An 18943-nucleotide genomic window follows, 5' to 3' on the forward strand; every position below is an offset into this window, starting at 1 on the left:
CTAACATCATGTAAAACGATGGGTAAAACCCTATTTACCCATCGTGAATGAGGCACCTGCCCTTAGAAAATGAATTGATATAAAAACCCTGCACAGATCGCCATTGAAATAATGACAAACAGAAATGCCGCAATCATTTGGTTTTTAAATATCGACTTAAGCAAAATCACTTCAGTTAAGCTCGCACCTGCACTGCCTATAATTAGCGCCATTACCGCACCTAATCCCATTCCTTTTGCTGCAAGTGCTGCACTTAATGGGATCACCGCTTCTGCTCGAATGTATAACGGAATACCGATAACTGCTGCCACAGGAATAGCTAATGGATTATCTTCACTAGCGATACTTGCAACAAACTCTGTCGGCATAAATCCGTAAATTAATGAGCCAATGGCAATACCGCCTAACAGGTAAGGTAAAACCGTTTTAAAGTCAGCCCATGTGCTGTTCCAAATCTTGCGCCACTTGCTTACAGGTACAGATTTAGCCCCACAACCACTCCCACAACCTTTTGACTCAGGTGCAATATAGGCTTCAGGTTTGACATACTTTTCAAACCCAAGTTTTTCAAGGGTAAAACCAGCAATGACAGACACGCCCATTGCCATCACAAAATAAAACAGTGTGACTTTCAAACCAAATGTCACTGCAAATAAACCAATAATGATTGGATTTAGCAGTGGGCTTGCAAATAAAAATACCATCATGGTGCCAAAGCCTGCTTTAGCACGCAGTAATCCTTTTAAAAACGGAATAGTTGAACAAGAACAAAATGGAGTAATGGCCCCTAACAATCCTGCTACCACATAACCTCGGCCATTTTTACTGCTCAGAATCCGCTGAATTTTTTCTGGTGGAATGTATTGCTGTAATACGCCCACTAAATAACTAATAGCAATAAACAGAATCGTTAACTCAACGGCTAAGAACACAAACATGTCGAGTGTTTCTTTAATCATAGTGCTATCAACTGAATTGAAGTCGAACATAGTGTAAACCTTATATCTATATTTCTAGAATAATCGAAATATAAGCGTTCTCACTAGATAGATCAATATATTTCTAGTATTATCGAAATATACTTTTGTTATACCGCTCCTAAGGAACTAAACAATGGAAATCGATACGGTTGCGAAAACACTAAAAGAATTAGGTCATCCAACAAGGTTAACCATATATAACAAAGTGATACGAGCAGGGTTTCAAGGTATTGCAGTGGGCAGTTTACAAGAAAGTCTCGGTATTCCAGGTTCAACCCTTTCACACCATATTGCCAGTTTAGCCTCTGCGGGGCTGATTTCTCAGCGACGTGAAGGGCGCACCTTATTTTGCGTTGCCGAATTTACCCAATTAGAGTCTGTCATCGTCTTTTTACAAAATGAATGCTGCGCCGATCAAACTTGCGGTGAAAAGCCCGTTATAGGCAAAACAAACGGATAATCAACACAAACGTACAATCAAAATACACCTATCGAACTCGTTTAAATTGATTGGTCACTAAGCAGCCAAGATGTTGTTGACTGCTTATATGCGTAAATTTAAGTGGTTCAGCTAAATCACCGAATAATGGAATACCACCACCAAGCAGCGTCGGTATAGTGGTAATGATTAACTCATCAATCATGTCATACTGCAAAAATTGTTGAATTGTCACACCACCATCAATATATAAGTCATTAAATCCCTTGGCGTTAAGCTCAGCGACCACTTGCGCAAGATCGCCTTTCACTAAAGACACCTTATTTGTCAATTCACTCGGGACTTCTGATAAGGTGCGACTCAACACGAATACGGGTTTGGTATAAGGCCAATCACAATCAAAGCTCAATACTTTTTCGAAGGTGTTTCGTCCCATGACCAAGCCATCAATGCGTGCCATAAACTCGCTAAACCCCATGTCCGACCCTTCTGGATTAGGCGTTTCATGAAGCCAATCAATGTTGTTATTTTTATCGGCAATATAGCCATCTAAACTCGTTGCAATAAATACGATATTTGCCATTGTGTCACCTCGATAATATTCACATGAGTGTAGCAAACTTATTCAGCAAATGATGAGTTTAAGAAAGCTCAAATCTACGTCGCTTTATTACTTTCAAGCTATAGCATTTTGAACAAGGATGAATTTTTATTGCAATAAAGCAAGCTTGTATATCGTCTGTTCTGGTTTCGTTATCAAGGTGTTTTGCTTGCCGATTTAATCAGCAATTTGCTATGAAAAAACGACCACTTATGACATTATCCGCCGCTGAAAAATAGCCCTATTTGGGCAAGCATTGGTTGCTAAATACTTTCCCCCTTTCAATAGCAAGGTCACACTGGTTTATATGAAATCTAATTCGTTAAAATTGAAAATTATCTTTCCGGTATTAATCGCCTTATCAGTCGTCATTGCCCTATTGTCTTGGCAAAGTTATTCCAGCCAAAAAACCATGTTGTTAACCTCAAATCTAGAGCAGGTTCAGCGACTCAGCAGCCAACAAACTGAAAGAATTAGTGATTGGTTATCATCTAAAAAAGATATTCTGAATGCGCTCAAACCACGGATTAACCAAGGCGACGACATTCATGTTTTGCAACAAGCATTAGATTCAGGTCGCTTCGAGTCCACATACTTTGGTAAAGATACCGGTGAGATGATCGATGCTGACACTAGCATTGATAATACAGGTTATGATCCTCGTACTCGTCCTTGGTATCAGCAAGCAATGACCAGCCAAACGATGATTCTTACCAAACCTTATATAGACTTCCCGACTAAAAAAGTCGTGATTACCCTTGCTGAAAAAATCCATAATGGCGTCATTGCCAGCGATGTGAATATTAACGACTTAGTCGATGATGTTAACCGTATGACCTTGCCTTCTAATGGCTTCGCTATCATGATGCATAAAGATGGTACGGTTATCGCTTATAAAGATGCATCAAAAGCAATGGGACATATTCGCGATATTGATAACCAACTGGATCTCAATGTATTGCAGCAACAGCGCCGCAGTGATCAATTAATTCCAATCCATTTTGAGCTTGAAGGCCGTGACAAATTAGTCTGGGTTGCGGATATTCCTCAAACGGATTGGGAACTGATTGTTCTACTTGATCAAGCAACGCTTGAAGCCCCTCTAGCGAGCCTACTTGTCAAACAACTTGGACTAGCTGCATTAGTGCTTTTAGCAAGTATGGCAGTGATTTCATGGTTAATGACTAAGTTACTTCTCCCTCTCGGTCGTGTCTCAAATGCACTGTTTAAAATCGCTGATGGAAACGGTGACTTAACCCAGCGTATTGACGTTGAGTCTAAAGATGAAGTGGGAGTGTTAGCAGATAGCTTTAATCGTTTTGTTAGCAGCCAGCACTTACTCATTAGTCAAATAAGAAAAGTGGCACACCAACTTGATCAAAATGCTGATAATAGCTTAGTGAACAGTCGTCATGCTGAAAAAGAAATTCAAACCCAGCAGCAAGAAGTCACTATGGTCGCCACTGCGGTAACTCAAATGGCCAGTGCGACACATGAAATTGCATCCAGTGCAGAAAATACCGCTACCGCAGCGCAACAATCCAGTAGTAGCAGCTTACAAGGCCAAAGCTTAGTGGATAATACTCGTCAATCAATTCATTTATTGGCCAATGAAGTCACCCAAGCAACGGATGTGATTAGTGAATTGAGCCGTCATGCTAATGCTATTTCCAGCATCTTATCGACGATTCAGGGAATTGCTGAACAAACCAATTTATTAGCACTAAACGCAGCCATTGAAGCAGCAAGAGCTGGTGAGCAAGGACGTGGGTTTGCCGTTGTTGCAGATGAAGTACGTGTACTTTCTCGTCGTACTCAAGATTCAGCCCAAGAAATCTATGAAACGATTGAAACGCTACAAACCACCACATCAAATGCTGTTGAGCTAATGCAAAGCAGCCAAGCACTCGCGACTAACAGTGTCGAAGATGCCAATGAAGCGAATAAAGCCATTGAAGAAATTACCCAAGCAGCAGCATTAATTTCAGATATGGCCAGTCAAATTGCTACCGCGGCAGAAGAACAAACCCAAGTGACAAATGAGATCACGCAAAATACAGTGGCAATTAAAGACGTCACGGATGAAATTGCACAAGCATCCGTCACAGCCCATCAAGAAGCGCAGCAATTAAAAGGGCAAGCAAAGGCACTTAATGACTTAGTGGCCACTTTTATTTTATAAGCAAAAATCGACAATTTTTGGCCAAGGCCTCAATAAGGAAAAGCCCAAGTTTACATTAAGTAAACTTGGGCTTTTTGCCATTAAAGTGAGCAACAAATCTTATTAAAACAATATCATCTTTTGGGGTTGAAGTTATTGTATTTGTTTAAGTAAAACCACAATAATGCAGTAGCACACTCACTTGTCATGGCAAATATCGTAACATCTAGAAATGCACTTAACTAGTACTAAATTATTACAAATATATTGCAAAAACATTACAAACCCCATGTCGAGAAAGTAGCATAAAACTCAGTTAACCTAGGCTAAATGAATTCTGATTACGCTTTTTCAGCAGGCTCTTTTGGGGTGCCATGATGACCATCACGCTTCCAATCTACATCAAGTAACTCTGCACCTGACAAGCTAAATGCTTGGCCAAATCCTTTAACGTATAAACCATGATGCGGATTTAGTTTAAATAGATTGAAGTCAGTTAATCCTGCTAGATTGTCAATCATTTCGCCAAAACGTGCCGACAATGCCGCCACACCTTTAGTGAATGTTTCACTATCACGGGCAACAATTTCAGCTGTCGCATCAAAGGTTAAACGCTTACGTGCAAACACACTTTTCGACTCAGACTCATCAGCAACTAGCATGACAGACAGTTTATTAGAGGCTTTTAAGTTAGTGCCGTGGCGTGCTAACTCGCTGACCAAAATATAAAAACCATCATCGGCCAATGCAAATGGAGCATAACTGGCGTTAGGTACACCATCAGCATCTTGCGTTGCCAATTGTAAGGTTGAACGTTGCGCTTTGAATTCTTCAATTTCTGGAAGAAGTTTCTCTCGTAAGCGTTGCTCTTTTTCTGTCGACATCACACATTCCTTTTCTCTATTTTCTATTCAGCAGCGATGACAAGCAGTCATCAAAAACGTTGTCATCAACAACTAAGCTGCAATGTTCACGCTATCTTTAAGTGCTTGAAAACGCTCAACCTGTTCACTTAATAACACGCGCTTTTTGTCTCTGCCTAAATACACTTTAAAAACCACTTCGCCTTGTGCGCCGAAGAAGTTAATTGAGTGGCTTTCAGTGCCTCTGAACGGCTTGCTGATCAGGGCAATTGCACTGATATCATCCAGCTTTAAGTGGCCATGTAAGCCTTCACCTTTGGTGATTAAGTTGTAGTAACCATGGGCATATTTACCTTTAGGGAAACTGCCTTTGAATTCAAAAATGCTGCCTGATGCCGACACGATTGTGGTCATGTTGCCCCACTCAGGTAATGATGCCAGTAAGTCATCTTTTTCTGTCAGTGGTAATAAAGCCAACTGCTCTGAAGGCAGTGCTTTAACAACTTCTAACTCTGTGATTGCTAACTCAGCTGCAACTTGTCCAGGCATCGCTGCTGGGTTGTCGGCGAGGTATTGCTTGATTTGTTCTACTGATACAGCCATGGAATATCTCCAAATATTTAATAACCCTAATATACGAATCTTAAATCCTGAAAAAGCCGCTCAAGCTTTTACCTTTGAGAAGCTTTCCAGATAAGAGAGCAAGTGTTATCCACACTATTGCTCTCTCAGCTCGGTCTAATTAATTCGTTTACAGGGTAAAAGAATTAAAACGAGTAACGCGCTGACAATTTGAAATTCCTGCCTTGCTCATACAAGGTTTGCCACGCTTGGCGATATTCCTCATCACCGATATTTTCTACTGCAAAATCTACACGCAAGCCTTCGAATGTCCCCATTGCTGGTTCCCAAGCTACGTAAACATCCCACAATTTGTACGAGTCATATTGCTCTAGGTTGTCAGTTGGTAACTGATCTTGCTCAGCAACATACGTAAAACGAGTACCAAACTTCATATCGCCTTCCATAATGGATTGCGATAAATCTAAGCCCATTTTCTTAGCTGGGATATTAGATAGATACTCATCTGACTCTTTATCTTTACCTTCAGTTTGACCATAGTTGAAGGTCAAACGAGTTTGCTTATAACGGTAGCGAGTGGTGAACTCAAAACCGGTTAATTTAGCTTCGTCGACATTATCCCAAGAGGTCGTTTGCTCAAGTCCTGGAATCCCATAAAGTGGGTTAGATACAGACTGTTCAATGAAATCATCAACATCGTTTCTGAATGCACTTAAGGTCACCACTAACTCATCATCGCCCGCTAAATCAGCAAAACGCATGTCGGCTTTGATCTCTTTGTTTTGCGCTTTTTCAGCTTTCAGATCTGGATTAATCTCAAAAGTGTTACATAAGCCATCTGGCAAGAAACCTGGGATAGAAGGAATACAGTAATGTGTCCCTGTTGAGTACATTTCTTCCATGCTTGGTGCACGGAATGCTTCGTCGTAACGTGCACTTAAGGTTAACCAATCCGTCGTCTTCCACACTAAGCCAACAGATGGCGTAAACGCATTGTCGTCAGATGATTGGTTTAAGTTGTTACTTTCATTTTTGAAGGTGTCGTAACGTACTGCAGCATCCAGTGCCAAGGTATCGGTTAGGCTAATATCGGCTTTAGTGAAAGCCCCCCAAACCGTAGACTCACCGTCGATATCATCAGGACGTTCACCGGCTTGGCCATTATCGTCACGTACAGTATTAATGGTGTCTTTGTAACCATCCACACCATATGTCAGCACAGTATTGCCAAAGGTAGAGCTGTTATTAAGGCTAAAACCTATGGTGTCGTATTCCGTGCTATCAACTTGGTCTTTCGTCACACGATCTTCGTCGTAATTAGTGCTATTCCAATATAGCGTCGCGTTTAAATCCAACAATGGGTTATCTGTTGGATTTAAGCTGTAATCTAACGTCACGTTTTGATCTGTCGTATTGCGTTGAACTAATGGTACTGAGCTGCCCACGTTAGTCGCTGGATTACTTGGTACTAACTCATCAGTATCTGAAAAACGTGCAGAAAACTGTAGACGCTGATCATCAGTTGGTTCCCAACCTAATTTAGCTAAACCGCTCGTCGCTTCTGAAGCACTGTTTTCAAGAGTTTGGTCGTTACCAATCTTGATATTGTTGCTGTCGTGGTAGCTACCACTTAATAACCAATCAATATTGTCAGCTAAACCATATAAGGTACCACTGGTTTTGATCTTGTCGCCGTTCGTTTCAAAACCTTGTTTGATGTAGCCACCAAAGGTATCGCCTTCATCTAAAAAGTCTTGGGCTGATTTGGTATTTTGTGCAACCACACCACCAATCGCACCACTGCCCCATAAGCTACTTGCAGGGCCACGCACAACTTCGATTGAGCTTAGTAGCTCAGGGTCCATGAAATAGGTGCCACGGTGACCAGAATTGGTGTTTTGACGCGCGCCATCAATAGTTTGTAGTACTCGCTGTCCACTTAGACCACGGATTTCAACACCTTGAGACGAAGCACGAGGACCATTAGTCACACTCACGTTAGCTTCGTTTTTCAGTGCATCTGCAACCGATGAAGGTTGTGACTCTTGCATTTTTTCTTCGCTGATCACTGTCACGCTTCGGCTAGTATCAGAGACTTTTTCACTGATACGCGTTGCTGTGACTAAAACTTCATCAAACTCGGTGACTGTTTTGCTTTCTTGTGCATATGCGGTGGTACTGAAAACCATTGCCATTGCTACTACGAGTGGCTTCTTGGTCATGATTAAATCCTCAAAGTATAAATACAAAATTCGGCTTAGTTCGAGGGAAGTAATGACCACTTTGTGTTAGTGAAAAAGCTAATGAATCATTCAGAAAAACTAATCACAAAGTATTATTACCGCCTAACTAATTGCCGCACTTTACCTGAGAATAAAACTTAGATCAAATGAAAATCATTATCATTTGCGATCTCATTACTTATGTTGTATGTTTAGCGATATATTGATACTTACTATTATTAAGTGATTGTAATTATTAGCTTTGTAAAGATTGTAAAGATTTTCAGCTAACTGATTGCTTTTCTTAAAAATGGTCAATATCTAACCGAATGCTGTTGTAGAAGAATATAGATCATGACACCTAGACGATATTTTGCTTTTGGATGTTTAACCGTTTTAATCCAAGGAGGCGTTCTCGCCTCTCAAAATACTGAACCTGAAATTCAGCTCGCGGCAGGGTCTGCAATGGGGTCAAATCAAGCTGTTAGTGTCATGGTGGCAATGCAAGCAAGTGCACAAGCTCAAAGCACTGAGCAAACCATTGAAGAAGTGCTTCCAGAGCTTAAGCCAGAAATTAAACCAGAGCCGAAGCCAGAAGTTAAACCAGAACCTAAGCCAATTCCTGAGAAAGTCGTCAAAACCGATCCTAAAAAGCCAGCACCCGATAACGTCATCGCAAAAGTTGAAGAGGTCATTGAGCAAGAAGTCGTTGAACCCACACCAACGCCTGTGACCGAGCAACCTCAAAACGAAATATCAGATACCGAACTTGCCAGCACAGATGCAAGTGCAACCCATGAACAGCAACAAGTGGAGGCCCAACAAGGCGTTACTCAACAAACCGTCGCGTTACAGAAACCGACATTTTCAGCGCCGCCATCACAACCTAATTACCCAAGAAAAGCACGTAAAAGAGGCTTTGAGGGCACAGCGACAGTGGAAGTCATGTTTAATCAAATTGGTGAGCAACTTTCGCTCACTTTAGTTAATAGTTCAGGTTATAGCCTACTTGATGCAGCAGCGATTGATGCTGTTGAAAAGTGGAAATTTGCCGCACCTTCACCGCAAACCGCTTTTGCTTACACAGTAAGAGTCCCGGTGAAGTTTGCGCTAAATTAATCTGAAGATAGGAAACCAACATGTCTCAACCACTATATTTGCAGCTCTCAGAGCAATTAGGCTACTTAACTTGGCCACTGTTTATTTGCGCTTTTTTAGCATCACTTATCATTCTTGAACGACTTGCGTTAATGGCCAATGAGTTATTAAAACGTGACGCTTGGTTAACAGAACTGAGAAAACAAACTCGCAGTGCGACAACAGAGCAGCGTCAGCAATTAATTGCTCAACTAAGCCAAGGCCGCAGTATGTTGGCTAAAGGAACGGGGCTATTGTTATCCCATGGTGACCATCCTAGAGCCATGCGTGAAGAAATTTTAAATTTATGGCTAATCAAGCAAAAAGAAAAACTGCAATCGGGCTTAAAAGTATTACATATTATTGGTGTCATCACCCCGTTACTCGGCCTATTGGGCACTGTATTAGGTCTTATTGAAATGTTCAGCCAGCTGGGAATTTCAGACGGTCCCGTCACTCCATCACAATTGGCAACAGGACTTGGACTAGCAATGAATACCACAGCTGCAGGTCTTATCATTGCCGTGCCAGCCATCACCATGTCACATTTGATTGGGTTATGGGCTGAAAAACGCTGCAACAAAATGGCTCATGCTCTCAACCAACTTAACTTATGGTTAGAAGGCTTCGACCAAGCATTAAATATTGGTTGTGAAGTCCCTTGCGGCGCAAATGCACCTTGCCTTAAAGCCAGTAATACCCACGCAAGTCAGCAACAGACATCATCAAACATGACACCACCAATGGCAGCAACCTTGTCGGAGTCAAACTGATGATTGGCTCTGAACAAGGCATAGGATCGTCGGCTCAAAGTAGCATTGGCATCGATCTTACGCCGCTTATCGACATCATCTTTATCGTATTGGTGTTTTTGCTACTGACAGCCAATACCCAGTTACTGACGCTACCAGTGGATGTCCCCACTGAAACCAAGTCAGAACTGGTGGGCTTATCTCAGGAAGAACACCTTTCAGTCAACATCATGGATGAAGCACCACATTGGGCACTCGACGGACAAACGTTTGACCAATTTGACCAGTTTGAAGCAGCCTTTATTAGTGCGTTTAATGCTTCACCTGATCTCAATGTGGTGGTTGCTGCAGATAAAAATGCGCCAGTACAACCATTGATGACCGTACTTGCTTTATTACAAAGACAGCAAATCAGTAATACCCAAATTTTAATGGAACCCTAATGACTGCGCTTCTAATACTGACAATCGACTCACAGTAAAAGAAACGCATAGGGTTTCCACAGTAATTTTTGAGCCTTTATCATATTTATTCGGAGTTTTAATTATGCTCAAGCAACAAACACGTCAATCTAAAACCTTTTTATTCGCCAGCTTAATGGCACTTTCTGGGGCTATTTTTAGCTCAGCAACTATGGCTGAACAACGCGTTGTCAGTGCAGGTGCTGGTATCACTGAATTAGTGATTGCCTTGGAGGGGAGTAACGAGTTAGTTGGTGTCGATTCTACTAGTCAAGTCCCTGAAGAACTCACCTCGGTTGCAAAACTTGGCTACCATAGAATGCTGTCGGCCGAGGGTATTTTAGCGTTATCACCAACGTTATTATTGGGCTCCGATGCTATGGGACCTAAAAATACCTTAGAGGTTTTAGCTGGCGCCAATGTTGAAGTGGTATCGCTACCTAATGCCAATACTAAAGAACAACTCCTGCAAAATGTTGAAAAAATGGGGCAGCTACTAGAAAGAGAAACTCAAGCGGCAGCACTCACAGAGCAAATTCAACAGTCTTTTGCAGAAATTGATGCTAAAAAACACACCATCGCCAAACAAGGTGATGCCCCTAAAGTCCTTTTCCTACTGCTACAACCTGACCGTCCAGCGCGTGTTGGCGGCGACGACACTGCTGCAGATATCATTATTAACCTTGCTGGCGGCAATAATATAGCGGGTTTCTCAGGTTATAAGAGCGTTTCTCAAGAAGGTATTTTAGCCCTGCAACCTGATGTCATTCTGATTTCAAACCGCAGCGAAGAAGTGGCAGAAGATCCTGCAGAAACGCTATTAGCCCAAATGCCATTACTTGCTCATACCCCAGCAGGCGAACATAAGCTGATTAAAAACTTGTCAGCTAAAGCATTGCTCGGCGGATTGGGGATCAGTGCTGTCGAAGCTGCCGATCAGCTTGCCAGTGATTTTATTGAGATCCAACAGCGCTAAGTTTGTTGAACGGCAATAGCAAATATTAAACGTGCTGCATTCACGCACTAGGAACTATCATGGAAAATCAACGTTGGCTTTGGCCCTGTTTACTCACCGCTTTGGTGATAACAAGCCTGTTGTCTGTCAGCATCGGACCATTACAAATTAGCCCTTCCACCAGCTTCAATGCCATGGTGAATTGGGCAACTGGACAAGAATTAGCTGCGGTTGCTCCCCACGAGCAACTGGTGATTAATAACGTCCGTTTACCCCGAACTCTTTTAGCGCTAGCTGTGGGCGCAACATTAGCCCAATGCGGCGCTGTCATGCAGGGGTTATTCCGCAATCCGCTGGCGGATCCTGGCATTATTGGTGTGTCCTCTGGAGCAGCACTTGGTGCAGCAATTTGTATTGTGTTATTCCCCCAAGGTGGTGAATACCTTGTGGCTTTTAGCGCCTTTTTCGCTGGGCTTATTACCACCTTGATTGTATACCGTTTAGCATCGAGCCCAAGCGGTACCTCTGTTGTGCTACTGCTGCTTTCAGGTGTTGCCGTAGCCGCACTTGCAGGTGCTGGTATCGGAGTGCTGACCTATATGGCCAACGATATGGCATTACGTGACTTAACCTTATGGCAAATGGGCTCGGTCGCGGGAGCACAATGGCATTATGTTGTACTGAGCTTAATCGCCCTAGCCTTAATCAGTTGGCAATTTAATAAAAGTGCTAAGGCATTAAATGCATTACTGCTAGGCGAAGCAGAAGCAAGGCACCTTGGCCTTGATGTTGATAAGCTCAAACTCAAGTTAATTGTTTTGTGTGCTATTGGCGTCGGTATTGCTGTTGCAGCTACTGGGATTATTGGCTTTATCGGTCTTGTTGTTCCGCATTTAGTGAGAATGATGATAGGGCCAGATCACCGCTTATTATTGCCTTTAAGCGCGATGTTAGGTGCTGCAATATTGGTGGTTGCAGACATAGGCGCACGCTCTATTGTTGCACCATCTGAGCTACCCGTTGGCCTTGTCACGGCACTGTTAGGTGCGCCTTTCTTTATTATTCTATTACTCAAACAGCGCAATAAGTTGGTGTAATATGATGAGAAATCTAGAATTAAAATCCATGCTTAAAACACATAAATCTGCGCCTGCATTATCAGGATTAGAATTGGCTGGCGCTGATACCAACAACACGCCATTGACTCAACATAAGTCAAAGCCCGATGCATTCAGTCACTCTGCGGTGCAAGCCTCACCATCGGTTATTAATATCAGAGATTTATCTGTTCATATTGGCAAAAAAGCCGTGTTAACAGATATCAATCTAGACATTATGCCCGGCCAAGTGACGGCGCTGCTTGGCCCTAATGGCGCGGGTAAATCCACGCTGTTGAAAAGCCTTTGCCAAGAAGTGGCATTAACCTCTGGTGAGATCACTTTACAAAACAAACCACTCGCCAAGTGGGATCGTGCAGAGCTAGCGAAATCCCTTGCCGTATTACCACAGCATGCGTCACTCACGTTTCCATTTAAAGTCCACGAAGTGGTGCAGATGGGGTTATACCCATTAACCCTTAATCAGCAACAAGGCGCTGAATTGGTGGATAAACAATTAGAACAAGTGGCACTGTCTGCATTGAAATATCGCAGCTATCCAACGCTTTCAGGTGGTGAAAAACAACGTGTGCAATTAGCGCGAGTGTTAACCCAACTTGCTCAGGCACCGAGTCACCCAATTTTGTTTCTTGATGAGCCCACATCCGCATTGGATTTAGCTCAACAGCATCGCGTCCTAGAACTGGCTCAAAGCTTGGCTCGTGAGCAAAACTATTGCGTTATTGTGGTATTACATGACCTCAATCAAGCTTGCCGTTATGCCGACAGGTTAGTGGTACTTGAACAAGGTGAAGTGGTCAGTGATGGCGCACCTTATGAAGCGCTAACCGCTGAAGTGATCGAGAAAGTTTGGCACTACAAGCCCACCTTAGTTATCGACCCTAAAAGCAACCTTCCACTTATATTTTAATTTACAGAACTTCAAATGTCGCGCAACCTCCTAGCCATTGCTAGGAGGTCACTGCCATTTGGGTTAAGGACGCAACTTTGCAACAACCTCATCCACAGCTTAATTGGGCTTGGTTAAAACAAAAGATTCTTGCTCATAAACGGCAACTATTTCAGGCAAATATGATAGCCGTTGCCGCCACGTTATTAAGCTTACCTATCCCAATGCTAATGCCATTTCTAGTAGACGAAGTGTTGCTAGAAAAACCAGGTTGGCTATTAAACACCTTGCTCCCAATTTTGCCTGACAGTATGCACAGTGCTGGCGTGTATATTGTTATTGTTTTAGTGGCTGTGATTGTGCTGCGGTTACTGACGATGGTGACACAAGTTATCCAAGCCAGAGAGTTCACCAAAATCGCTAAACGCATCAGTTTAGATGTGCGTGAGCGCATGCTAATGCAATTACCTAATATGCAAATAAGCGCGTTTGATAAATACGGTAGTGCAGGATTGGCATCTCGCTGTATTACTGATGTTGATACTCTTGAGCGCTTTGTGAGTGACACCTTGTCACGGCTGATCATCAGCGTATTGACCATCGTCGCCATTGCCAGTGTCTTGCTATGGCTCAACTGGCAATTGGGTTTGATGATCATTTTGCTCAATCCATTGGTTATCTACTTCTCTTCTCGATTTGCTGAACACGTCAAAACATTACGTCGTAAAGAAAACGCAGCAACTGAGGCCTTTCAACAAGCCCTCGTCGATACCATTGATGCCACACGAGAGTTACGCTTAGCACAGCAAGAAAAGCACTATTATCAACGTGTATTTGGCTTAGCCTCCAATTTAAGCCAGCATGCCATTGCCAACCAATGGAAAACAGATGCGCTCAATAAACTCAGCTTCACCACTTTCTTGCTGGGATTTGAATGCTTTCGTGCGATGGCCATCTTTATGGTGTTGGTTTCAGATTTATCCGTCGGCCAAATTTTTGCCATCTTCAGTTACCTTTGGTATTTGATGGGACCCATTCAAGAGTTATTGAACATTCAATATGCTCGATTTGGCGCACAAGCCTCGATGGAACGACTCAATCAGTTATTAGCGTTAGACACTGAACCCGCAGAAGTGGAAACGCAACAGCCAAAACAAGTGACTCGACCACAACGACTTACTGAAACATCAGCACAACAAGCCATGGGCTTAACCATTGAATTTGATAATGTCAGCTTTGGTTTTGCCGAAACGCCAAACTTGTTCCACCAGCTTAACTTACATATTGCTGCCAATGAATCCGTTGCCTTACTAGCAATGAGTGGCGGCGGTAAATCAACCTTAGTCAATTTACTGCTCGGCTTTTACCCTGCTCAATCAGGGAACATCTTAGTAAACGGTCAGGCTATCGATGACTTTGGTATCAACGCATTAAGGCGTCGAGTCGGTTACGTGCCGCAACACCCTAAGCTTATCGCTGGCACATTACGTGAAAACCTGACTTTCGGCGCAGATGTAAGTGATTCAACACTATGGCAAGCCCTTGAAAAAGCGGAATTATCAACCACTATAGCCAGTTGGTCGGAAGGGTTAGATACAGACTTAGGTCGCAGCGACACACGATTATCAGGCGGGCAACTGCAACGTCTAGCGATTGCCAGAATGTGGATCTCAGCACCTGATTTAGTCATTTTAGATGAGGCGACTTCAGCCCTTGATGCCGCTACAGAAGCCAAAGTACTGCAAAACTTACACGCATTTTTGCAAAACCGTAGCTGCATTATTATTGCCCATCGACTGAATAACCTAGATTTAGCCGATCGAATTCTGGTGTTAGATGACGGCCAAATTGTGCAGTCAGGTAACCAGACGCAACTCAAACAAGAGGCGGGATTGTTTAAGCAATTGTTTGCCACGACTTAGTGCAAATAGCATAGCAATAGGCCATTTAACGTGACTAAAAAGGCATGCATTAGCATGCCTTTTTTATTTAATAGCAATCCAACTACTCGCCTTACAACAAGATCACTAACGCATCTATTTAACCCGGTTTCGCTGACAATCTTTACAATGCAAAGCGGCAAAACTTGATCTAAACCAAGCAAAATGCAAATGATAATGGTTATCATTAACTATATTTATTTTTACTTGATGTGAGTAACCATGATCTTAACTTCTTCCATGACAGGCATTGCAAGCCCAGACCCTTTGCAACATGCATTTAAAGTCAAAAGCGCTCCCCATGCAGGTCGAAGTGGTAGCCGTCCAATTAAAGTTGATGAACAGCTTTGGCAACAATGGTGGCAAACGGAAACAACTGCAGATAAACGTGCCTTGTATATTCATATTCCATTTTGTCGTAAGCGTTGTAGTTTCTGTAATTTCTTTGAAAATGGCGCTAAACCTGAGCGCATTAGCCACTACATGGAAGTATTGTGTCAGCAGTTAACGCTCGCATCGCAAACAAGGCTGGCACAAAGTCAGCCCTTTGACACGGTTTACGTCGGTGGTGGTACACCAACTGATATTACCGCTGAGGAAATTGCCAAGTTAGGCCAAGCTATTCAACGATTTCCATTAGCTGATAATGCAGAAGTCACCCTAGAAGGCCGCCTAAATGGTTTTGATGACGCTAAGTTTAACAATGCGCTAGATAACGGTTTTAATCGTTTTTCATTTGGTGTTCAAAGCTTTGATACTGCTGTACGCAAAGCAGCAGGTCGTTTTGATGATAAAGAGACTTTGCTTAAGCGATTACAACAGCTTAGCCAACATCCAAGCGCCAGTATTGTCATCGACTTGATCTTTGGTTTACCTGGGCAAACCATGGATATTTGGCAACAAGATATTCAAGCTGCAATTGACTGTGGAGCCCATGGCGTCGATTTATATCAGTTAATTGGTTTAGCGGGTAACCGTATCGATAAAGCCAGCGAAAAAGGCAAAGTATTAGGTACTGAAACCAGTGAATTTCAGGCTGATAGCCAAACCCGTGCCAGCATGTATGCCTATGGTGCTAATGCACTAGAAAGCCAGCAATGGCAAAGATTATCTAGCTGTCATTGGCGCAGAGATGACCGTGAGCGCAGTGTGTATAACTCACTCGCTAAAAGCGGTATCGAAATTTTGCCTTTTGGTGCTGGCGGCGGCGGTAGCATTCATGGTCATGGCATGATGAATGCCAGAGAGTTAAGTGAGTGGCACCAAGCACAAGTTGTCACTGAAGATGCAGAGTCGAGCAGCCAGACACGATTGCCAGCACAAGTACCAGGCATGGCGCTCAGCCCAAATCCATCTGCCGCATTTGATGCTATTTTTAAACGTGGCTTAGACTCAGGCACATTATCATTCGATGGGATTGAAACCGATGTTGTTATTCATTTGCAGCCATTGTTTGAAGCATGGCAGAAAAATGGACTCGCAACGATAGATGACGGTTGCTTGAAACTCACGCTTGCAGGCCGTTTTTGGAACGTGAATATGCAAACGGGTTTATTTGAGTATTTAGCTAAAAACCCAATGAATGCAGAAGCACAGTTAGCAAGCTAATTGACCAACTGAGGCGAAGCAGATATACCAATAAACTGTGATATCTGCTGGATCAAATACCGCTTGTTCATATCGTGAATAATGGACAAGTTATGAAGCTGGCATATGCTCCACCAGCATATCAATGAAACTTCGCACCTTTGGAGTTAAATGCTTGCGACTAGGATACACAGCGTAAATATCCACTTCAGGTTGCACATAGTCACTAAACAACACCGTTAGCTTTTTCTGCTCTAATGCCTTAGATAAATAAAAAGAAGGCAGGCGGCAAATACCATGATCATCAAGCACCATTGCTAATTCCATATCCGCATTATTGCAACCGATAACTTGGGGAACATCGACCGTCACTGTCGCTTTTTCAGGGTGTTCAAATACCCAACGACTAGGATGCTTTAAATTGGTGTAACAAATACATTGATGAGTAATAAGGTCTTCTGGAGACTGCGGCGTCCCATGTTTTGCTAAATATGCTGGCGTTGCTACCACTAATGCGTGAAATCGACTGAGGCGCTTACAAATCAAATTAGAATCATCGAGCTGTTGGGTTGCTCTTATCGCTAAGTCATAACCATCTTGAATTAAGTCGACATGGCGGTCACTAAAATCAATGTCTAAGTTTATTTGTGGGTATTGCTGCATGTATAAGGACAATATCGGTTGTAAGTGCATTAAACCTAAAGTGACCGGGCAGCTAATTTTTAACGTGCCACTAGGCACTTGTAAGCGACTATCTAACATAGCGACAGCTTGCTCTGCATCTTTGACTATCTGCACACACTGCTGATGAAATAACTTACCTTCTGGCGTTAAACTCAATGAGCGTGTACTGCGATGTAACAAGCGGGTTTGTAATCGCTGTTCTAATTTTGTCACCACTTTACTGATGTGCGATGTCGAGTGACCGGTTTTTTCGGCGGCAATTGAAAAGCTACCAGATTCGATAACTTGACTAAAAATTACCAGGCCATCAAACAATTTAGGGTCAAGATTCATATGTCACTCTCTCCATCAAATTAGCCAGACACACAGGTCGACATTCATTCCAAAATAACACCAATTTTTAATATAACCAAGAATTACAAGTCATATGGAAATAATCATTTACCTTATACCTACTTAATCCCACGCCGTGATATCGCTAAAGTAACCACATCAACGCACGAGGGCTCAAGCCTTTAAGTGGTTAACTATAAGGAAATAATCATGGAACAGATCACTCGAATTAATCATTATGGGTTACGCGTAAAAGACCTTGATATTGCTAAAGCATTTTACGCGCAACTTGGATTTAATTATGTGGCTGGTCCATTAGGGCCAGAGCCAGTAGCGATTGTCGAACACCCGAGTGGTATCAACATTAATTTTATTTTGAATGCCGCACAAACTGACACGAATGTACTAATGGATATTCCCACTAAACACACTGGCTATACCCATATTGCGTTAGAAATTAATGATGCTGACGTCATGATTGAGCAATTAAGCGAACGCAACATTCCACTCAGTGGTGAACTAATGCAGCACATTAATGGACGTTCATTCTTCATTCGAGATCCTGACAAAAATGTCATCGAATTTATTGAATACAAGCACGTAAATTGATGTTAAACATAAATAAATACGAGTAATTTACCCCAACATACGTTTTGTTTTAACTGACTTATTCTGGCTTAAAGAGCCTAAGGCAATAACATGAAAATTTTAGCATTTGCAGCAAGCAGCAGTCGTCATTCCATTAATAAACAACTCGCACAATATGCGGCTAACCATGCTGCGACATTAGTTGATAATGCCGAAGTTGAATTGCTCGATATCAATGACTATGAAATACCATTATTCAGTGAAGACCGTGAGAAAGAATTGGGTCAGCCAGACTTGGCTAAAGCTTTTTTCAACAAAATTGGTCATGCGGATGCTATCGTTATTTCATTTGCAGAGCATAACGGCTCATACACCGCAGCATATAAAAACCTGTTTGATTGGACATCACGCATTGATCAAAAAGTATTTCAGGGTAAGCCAACATTACTACTGGCCACCTCGCCTGGCCCTGGCGGCGCGAGTACAGTACTTGCAGCGGCGACAGGTTCAGCCCCTTACTTTGCCGCTGAGGTCAAAGGCTCAATGTCAGTCCCTAGTTTTTATCAAAACTTTGATGCCGAGAAAGGTCAATTAACCAATGCAGAACTTATCGCAGAACTGAATCAAGCTGTGGTTCAATTAGTTAGCTAA

General features: G+C 42.6%; 18 protein-coding genes. 12 read left to right on the forward strand and 6 right to left on the reverse strand.

The window, feature by feature from the left end:
• Nucleotides 1–62: 62 nt before the first annotated feature.
• Nucleotides 63–989, reverse strand: a complete 927-nt coding sequence (locus tag J8L86_RS10455) for a permease (RefSeq protein ID WP_211030180.1) — start codon at nt 987–989, stop codon at nt 63–65.
• 124 nt (nt 990–1113) lie between these two features.
• On the opposite strand from J8L86_RS10455, the gene J8L86_RS10460 reads away from it, so the two are divergent.
• Nucleotides 1114–1440, forward strand: a complete 327-nt coding sequence (locus tag J8L86_RS10460) for a metalloregulator ArsR/SmtB family transcription factor (RefSeq protein ID WP_065110223.1) — start codon at nt 1114–1116, stop codon at nt 1438–1440.
• A gap of 28 nt (nt 1441–1468) precedes the next feature.
• Here J8L86_RS10460 and J8L86_RS10465 read toward each other — a convergent pair whose 3' ends face one another.
• Complete coding sequence (locus J8L86_RS10465; protein ID WP_065110224.1) at nt 1469–2002, reverse strand: dihydrofolate reductase family protein; 534 nt, start codon at nt 2000–2002, stop codon at nt 1469–1471.
• 325 nt (nt 2003–2327) lie between these two features.
• On the opposite strand from J8L86_RS10465, the gene J8L86_RS10470 reads away from it, so the two are divergent.
• Nucleotides 2328–4202 carry a methyl-accepting chemotaxis protein gene (locus tag J8L86_RS10470; protein WP_211030181.1) on the forward strand — a complete coding sequence of 625 codons (1875 nt, stop codon included), beginning with the start codon at nt 2328–2330 and terminating at the stop codon, nt 4200–4202.
• A gap of 320 nt (nt 4203–4522) precedes the next feature.
• Here the strand turns inward: J8L86_RS10470 and hutZ are convergent, their stop codons facing one another.
• The 3 genes from hutZ to J8L86_RS10485 form a co-directional block, all read right to left on the reverse strand.
• A complete protein-coding gene (hutZ, locus tag J8L86_RS10475; protein WP_055025952.1) occupies nt 4523–5065 on the reverse strand; it encodes a heme utilization protein HutZ in 543 nt (180 codons plus the stop codon).
• Nucleotides 5066–5137: 72 nt separating this feature from the next.
• Complete coding sequence (gene hutX, locus J8L86_RS10480; RefSeq protein ID WP_211030183.1) at nt 5138–5647, reverse strand: heme utilization cystosolic carrier protein HutX; 510 nt, start codon at nt 5645–5647, stop codon at nt 5138–5140.
• A 164-nt stretch (nt 5648–5811) separates the two neighbouring features.
• On the reverse strand, nt 5812–7848 hold the full coding sequence (locus tag J8L86_RS10485) for a TonB-dependent hemoglobin/transferrin/lactoferrin family receptor (RefSeq protein WP_065110227.1): 2037 nt from the start codon (nt 7846–7848) through the stop codon (nt 5812–5814).
• A 354-nt stretch (nt 7849–8202) separates the two neighbouring features.
• Here J8L86_RS10485 and J8L86_RS10490 point away from each other — a divergent pair, with 354 nt between their 5' ends.
• From J8L86_RS10490 to hutW, 8 genes are all read left to right on the forward strand, one after another.
• Nucleotides 8203–8967 (forward strand): energy transducer TonB, encoded by a 765-nt coding sequence (locus J8L86_RS10490; RefSeq protein ID WP_211030185.1) that lies wholly within the window; start codon nt 8203–8205, stop codon nt 8965–8967.
• Nucleotides 8968–8987: 20 nt separating this feature from the next.
• Nucleotides 8988–9758 carry a MotA/TolQ/ExbB proton channel family protein gene (locus J8L86_RS10495; protein ID WP_119968100.1) on the forward strand — a complete coding sequence of 257 codons (771 nt, stop codon included), beginning with the start codon at nt 8988–8990 and terminating at the stop codon, nt 9756–9758.
• Nucleotides 9758–10180 carry a biopolymer transporter ExbD gene (locus J8L86_RS10500; protein WP_055025947.1) on the forward strand — a complete coding sequence of 141 codons (423 nt, stop codon included), beginning with the start codon at nt 9758–9760 and terminating at the stop codon, nt 10178–10180. Before J8L86_RS10495 ends, J8L86_RS10500 begins: the two co-directional genes overlap by 1 nt.
• A 103-nt stretch (nt 10181–10283) precedes the next feature.
• Nucleotides 10284–11174, forward strand: coding sequence for an ABC transporter substrate-binding protein (locus tag J8L86_RS10505; protein WP_055025946.1), 891 nt, complete (start codon nt 10284–10286; stop codon nt 11172–11174).
• Nucleotides 11175–11233: 59 nt separating this feature from the next.
• Nucleotides 11234–12250, forward strand: coding sequence for an iron ABC transporter permease (locus tag J8L86_RS10510; RefSeq protein ID WP_055025945.1), 1017 nt, complete (start codon nt 11234–11236; stop codon nt 12248–12250).
• A 1-nt stretch (nt 12251) separates the two neighbouring features.
• The gene (locus tag J8L86_RS10515) at nt 12252–13181 is read left to right on the forward strand and encodes a heme ABC transporter ATP-binding protein (RefSeq protein ID WP_247663324.1); all 930 of its coding nucleotides are present in this window, start codon (nt 12252–12254) and stop codon (nt 13179–13181) included.
• Nucleotides 13182–13258: 77 nt separating this feature from the next.
• Entirely contained in the window at nt 13259–15082 is a 1824-nt protein-coding gene (locus J8L86_RS10520; RefSeq protein ID WP_247663325.1) for an ABC transporter ATP-binding protein, read from the forward strand.
• 240 nt (nt 15083–15322) lie between these two features.
• Nucleotides 15323–16708: a heme anaerobic degradation radical SAM methyltransferase ChuW/HutW gene (hutW, locus tag J8L86_RS10525; RefSeq protein WP_065110231.1), complete on the forward strand. Its 1386-nt coding sequence runs from the start codon at nt 15323–15325 to the stop codon at nt 16706–16708.
• A 90-nt stretch (nt 16709–16798) separates the two neighbouring features.
• Here the strand turns inward: hutW and J8L86_RS10530 are convergent, their stop codons facing one another.
• Nucleotides 16799–17704 carry a LysR family transcriptional regulator gene (locus J8L86_RS10530; protein WP_080914568.1) on the reverse strand — a complete coding sequence of 302 codons (906 nt, stop codon included), beginning with the start codon at nt 17702–17704 and terminating at the stop codon, nt 16799–16801.
• A 210-nt stretch (nt 17705–17914) separates the two neighbouring features.
• Here J8L86_RS10530 and J8L86_RS10535 point away from each other — a divergent pair, with 210 nt between their 5' ends.
• Together J8L86_RS10535 and J8L86_RS10540 are read left to right on the forward strand one after the other, a co-directional pair.
• Nucleotides 17915–18313: a VOC family protein gene (locus tag J8L86_RS10535; protein ID WP_065110233.1), complete on the forward strand. Its 399-nt coding sequence runs from the start codon at nt 17915–17917 to the stop codon at nt 18311–18313.
• Between the two features lie 90 nt (nt 18314–18403).
• Entirely contained in the window at nt 18404–18943 is a 540-nt protein-coding gene (locus J8L86_RS10540; RefSeq protein WP_211030187.1) for an NAD(P)H-dependent oxidoreductase, read from the forward strand.

Source organism: Shewanella sp. MMG014, from assembly GCF_018100775.1.
GTDB classification, from domain to species: domain Bacteria; phylum Pseudomonadota; class Gammaproteobacteria; order Enterobacterales; family Shewanellaceae; genus Shewanella; species Shewanella japonica.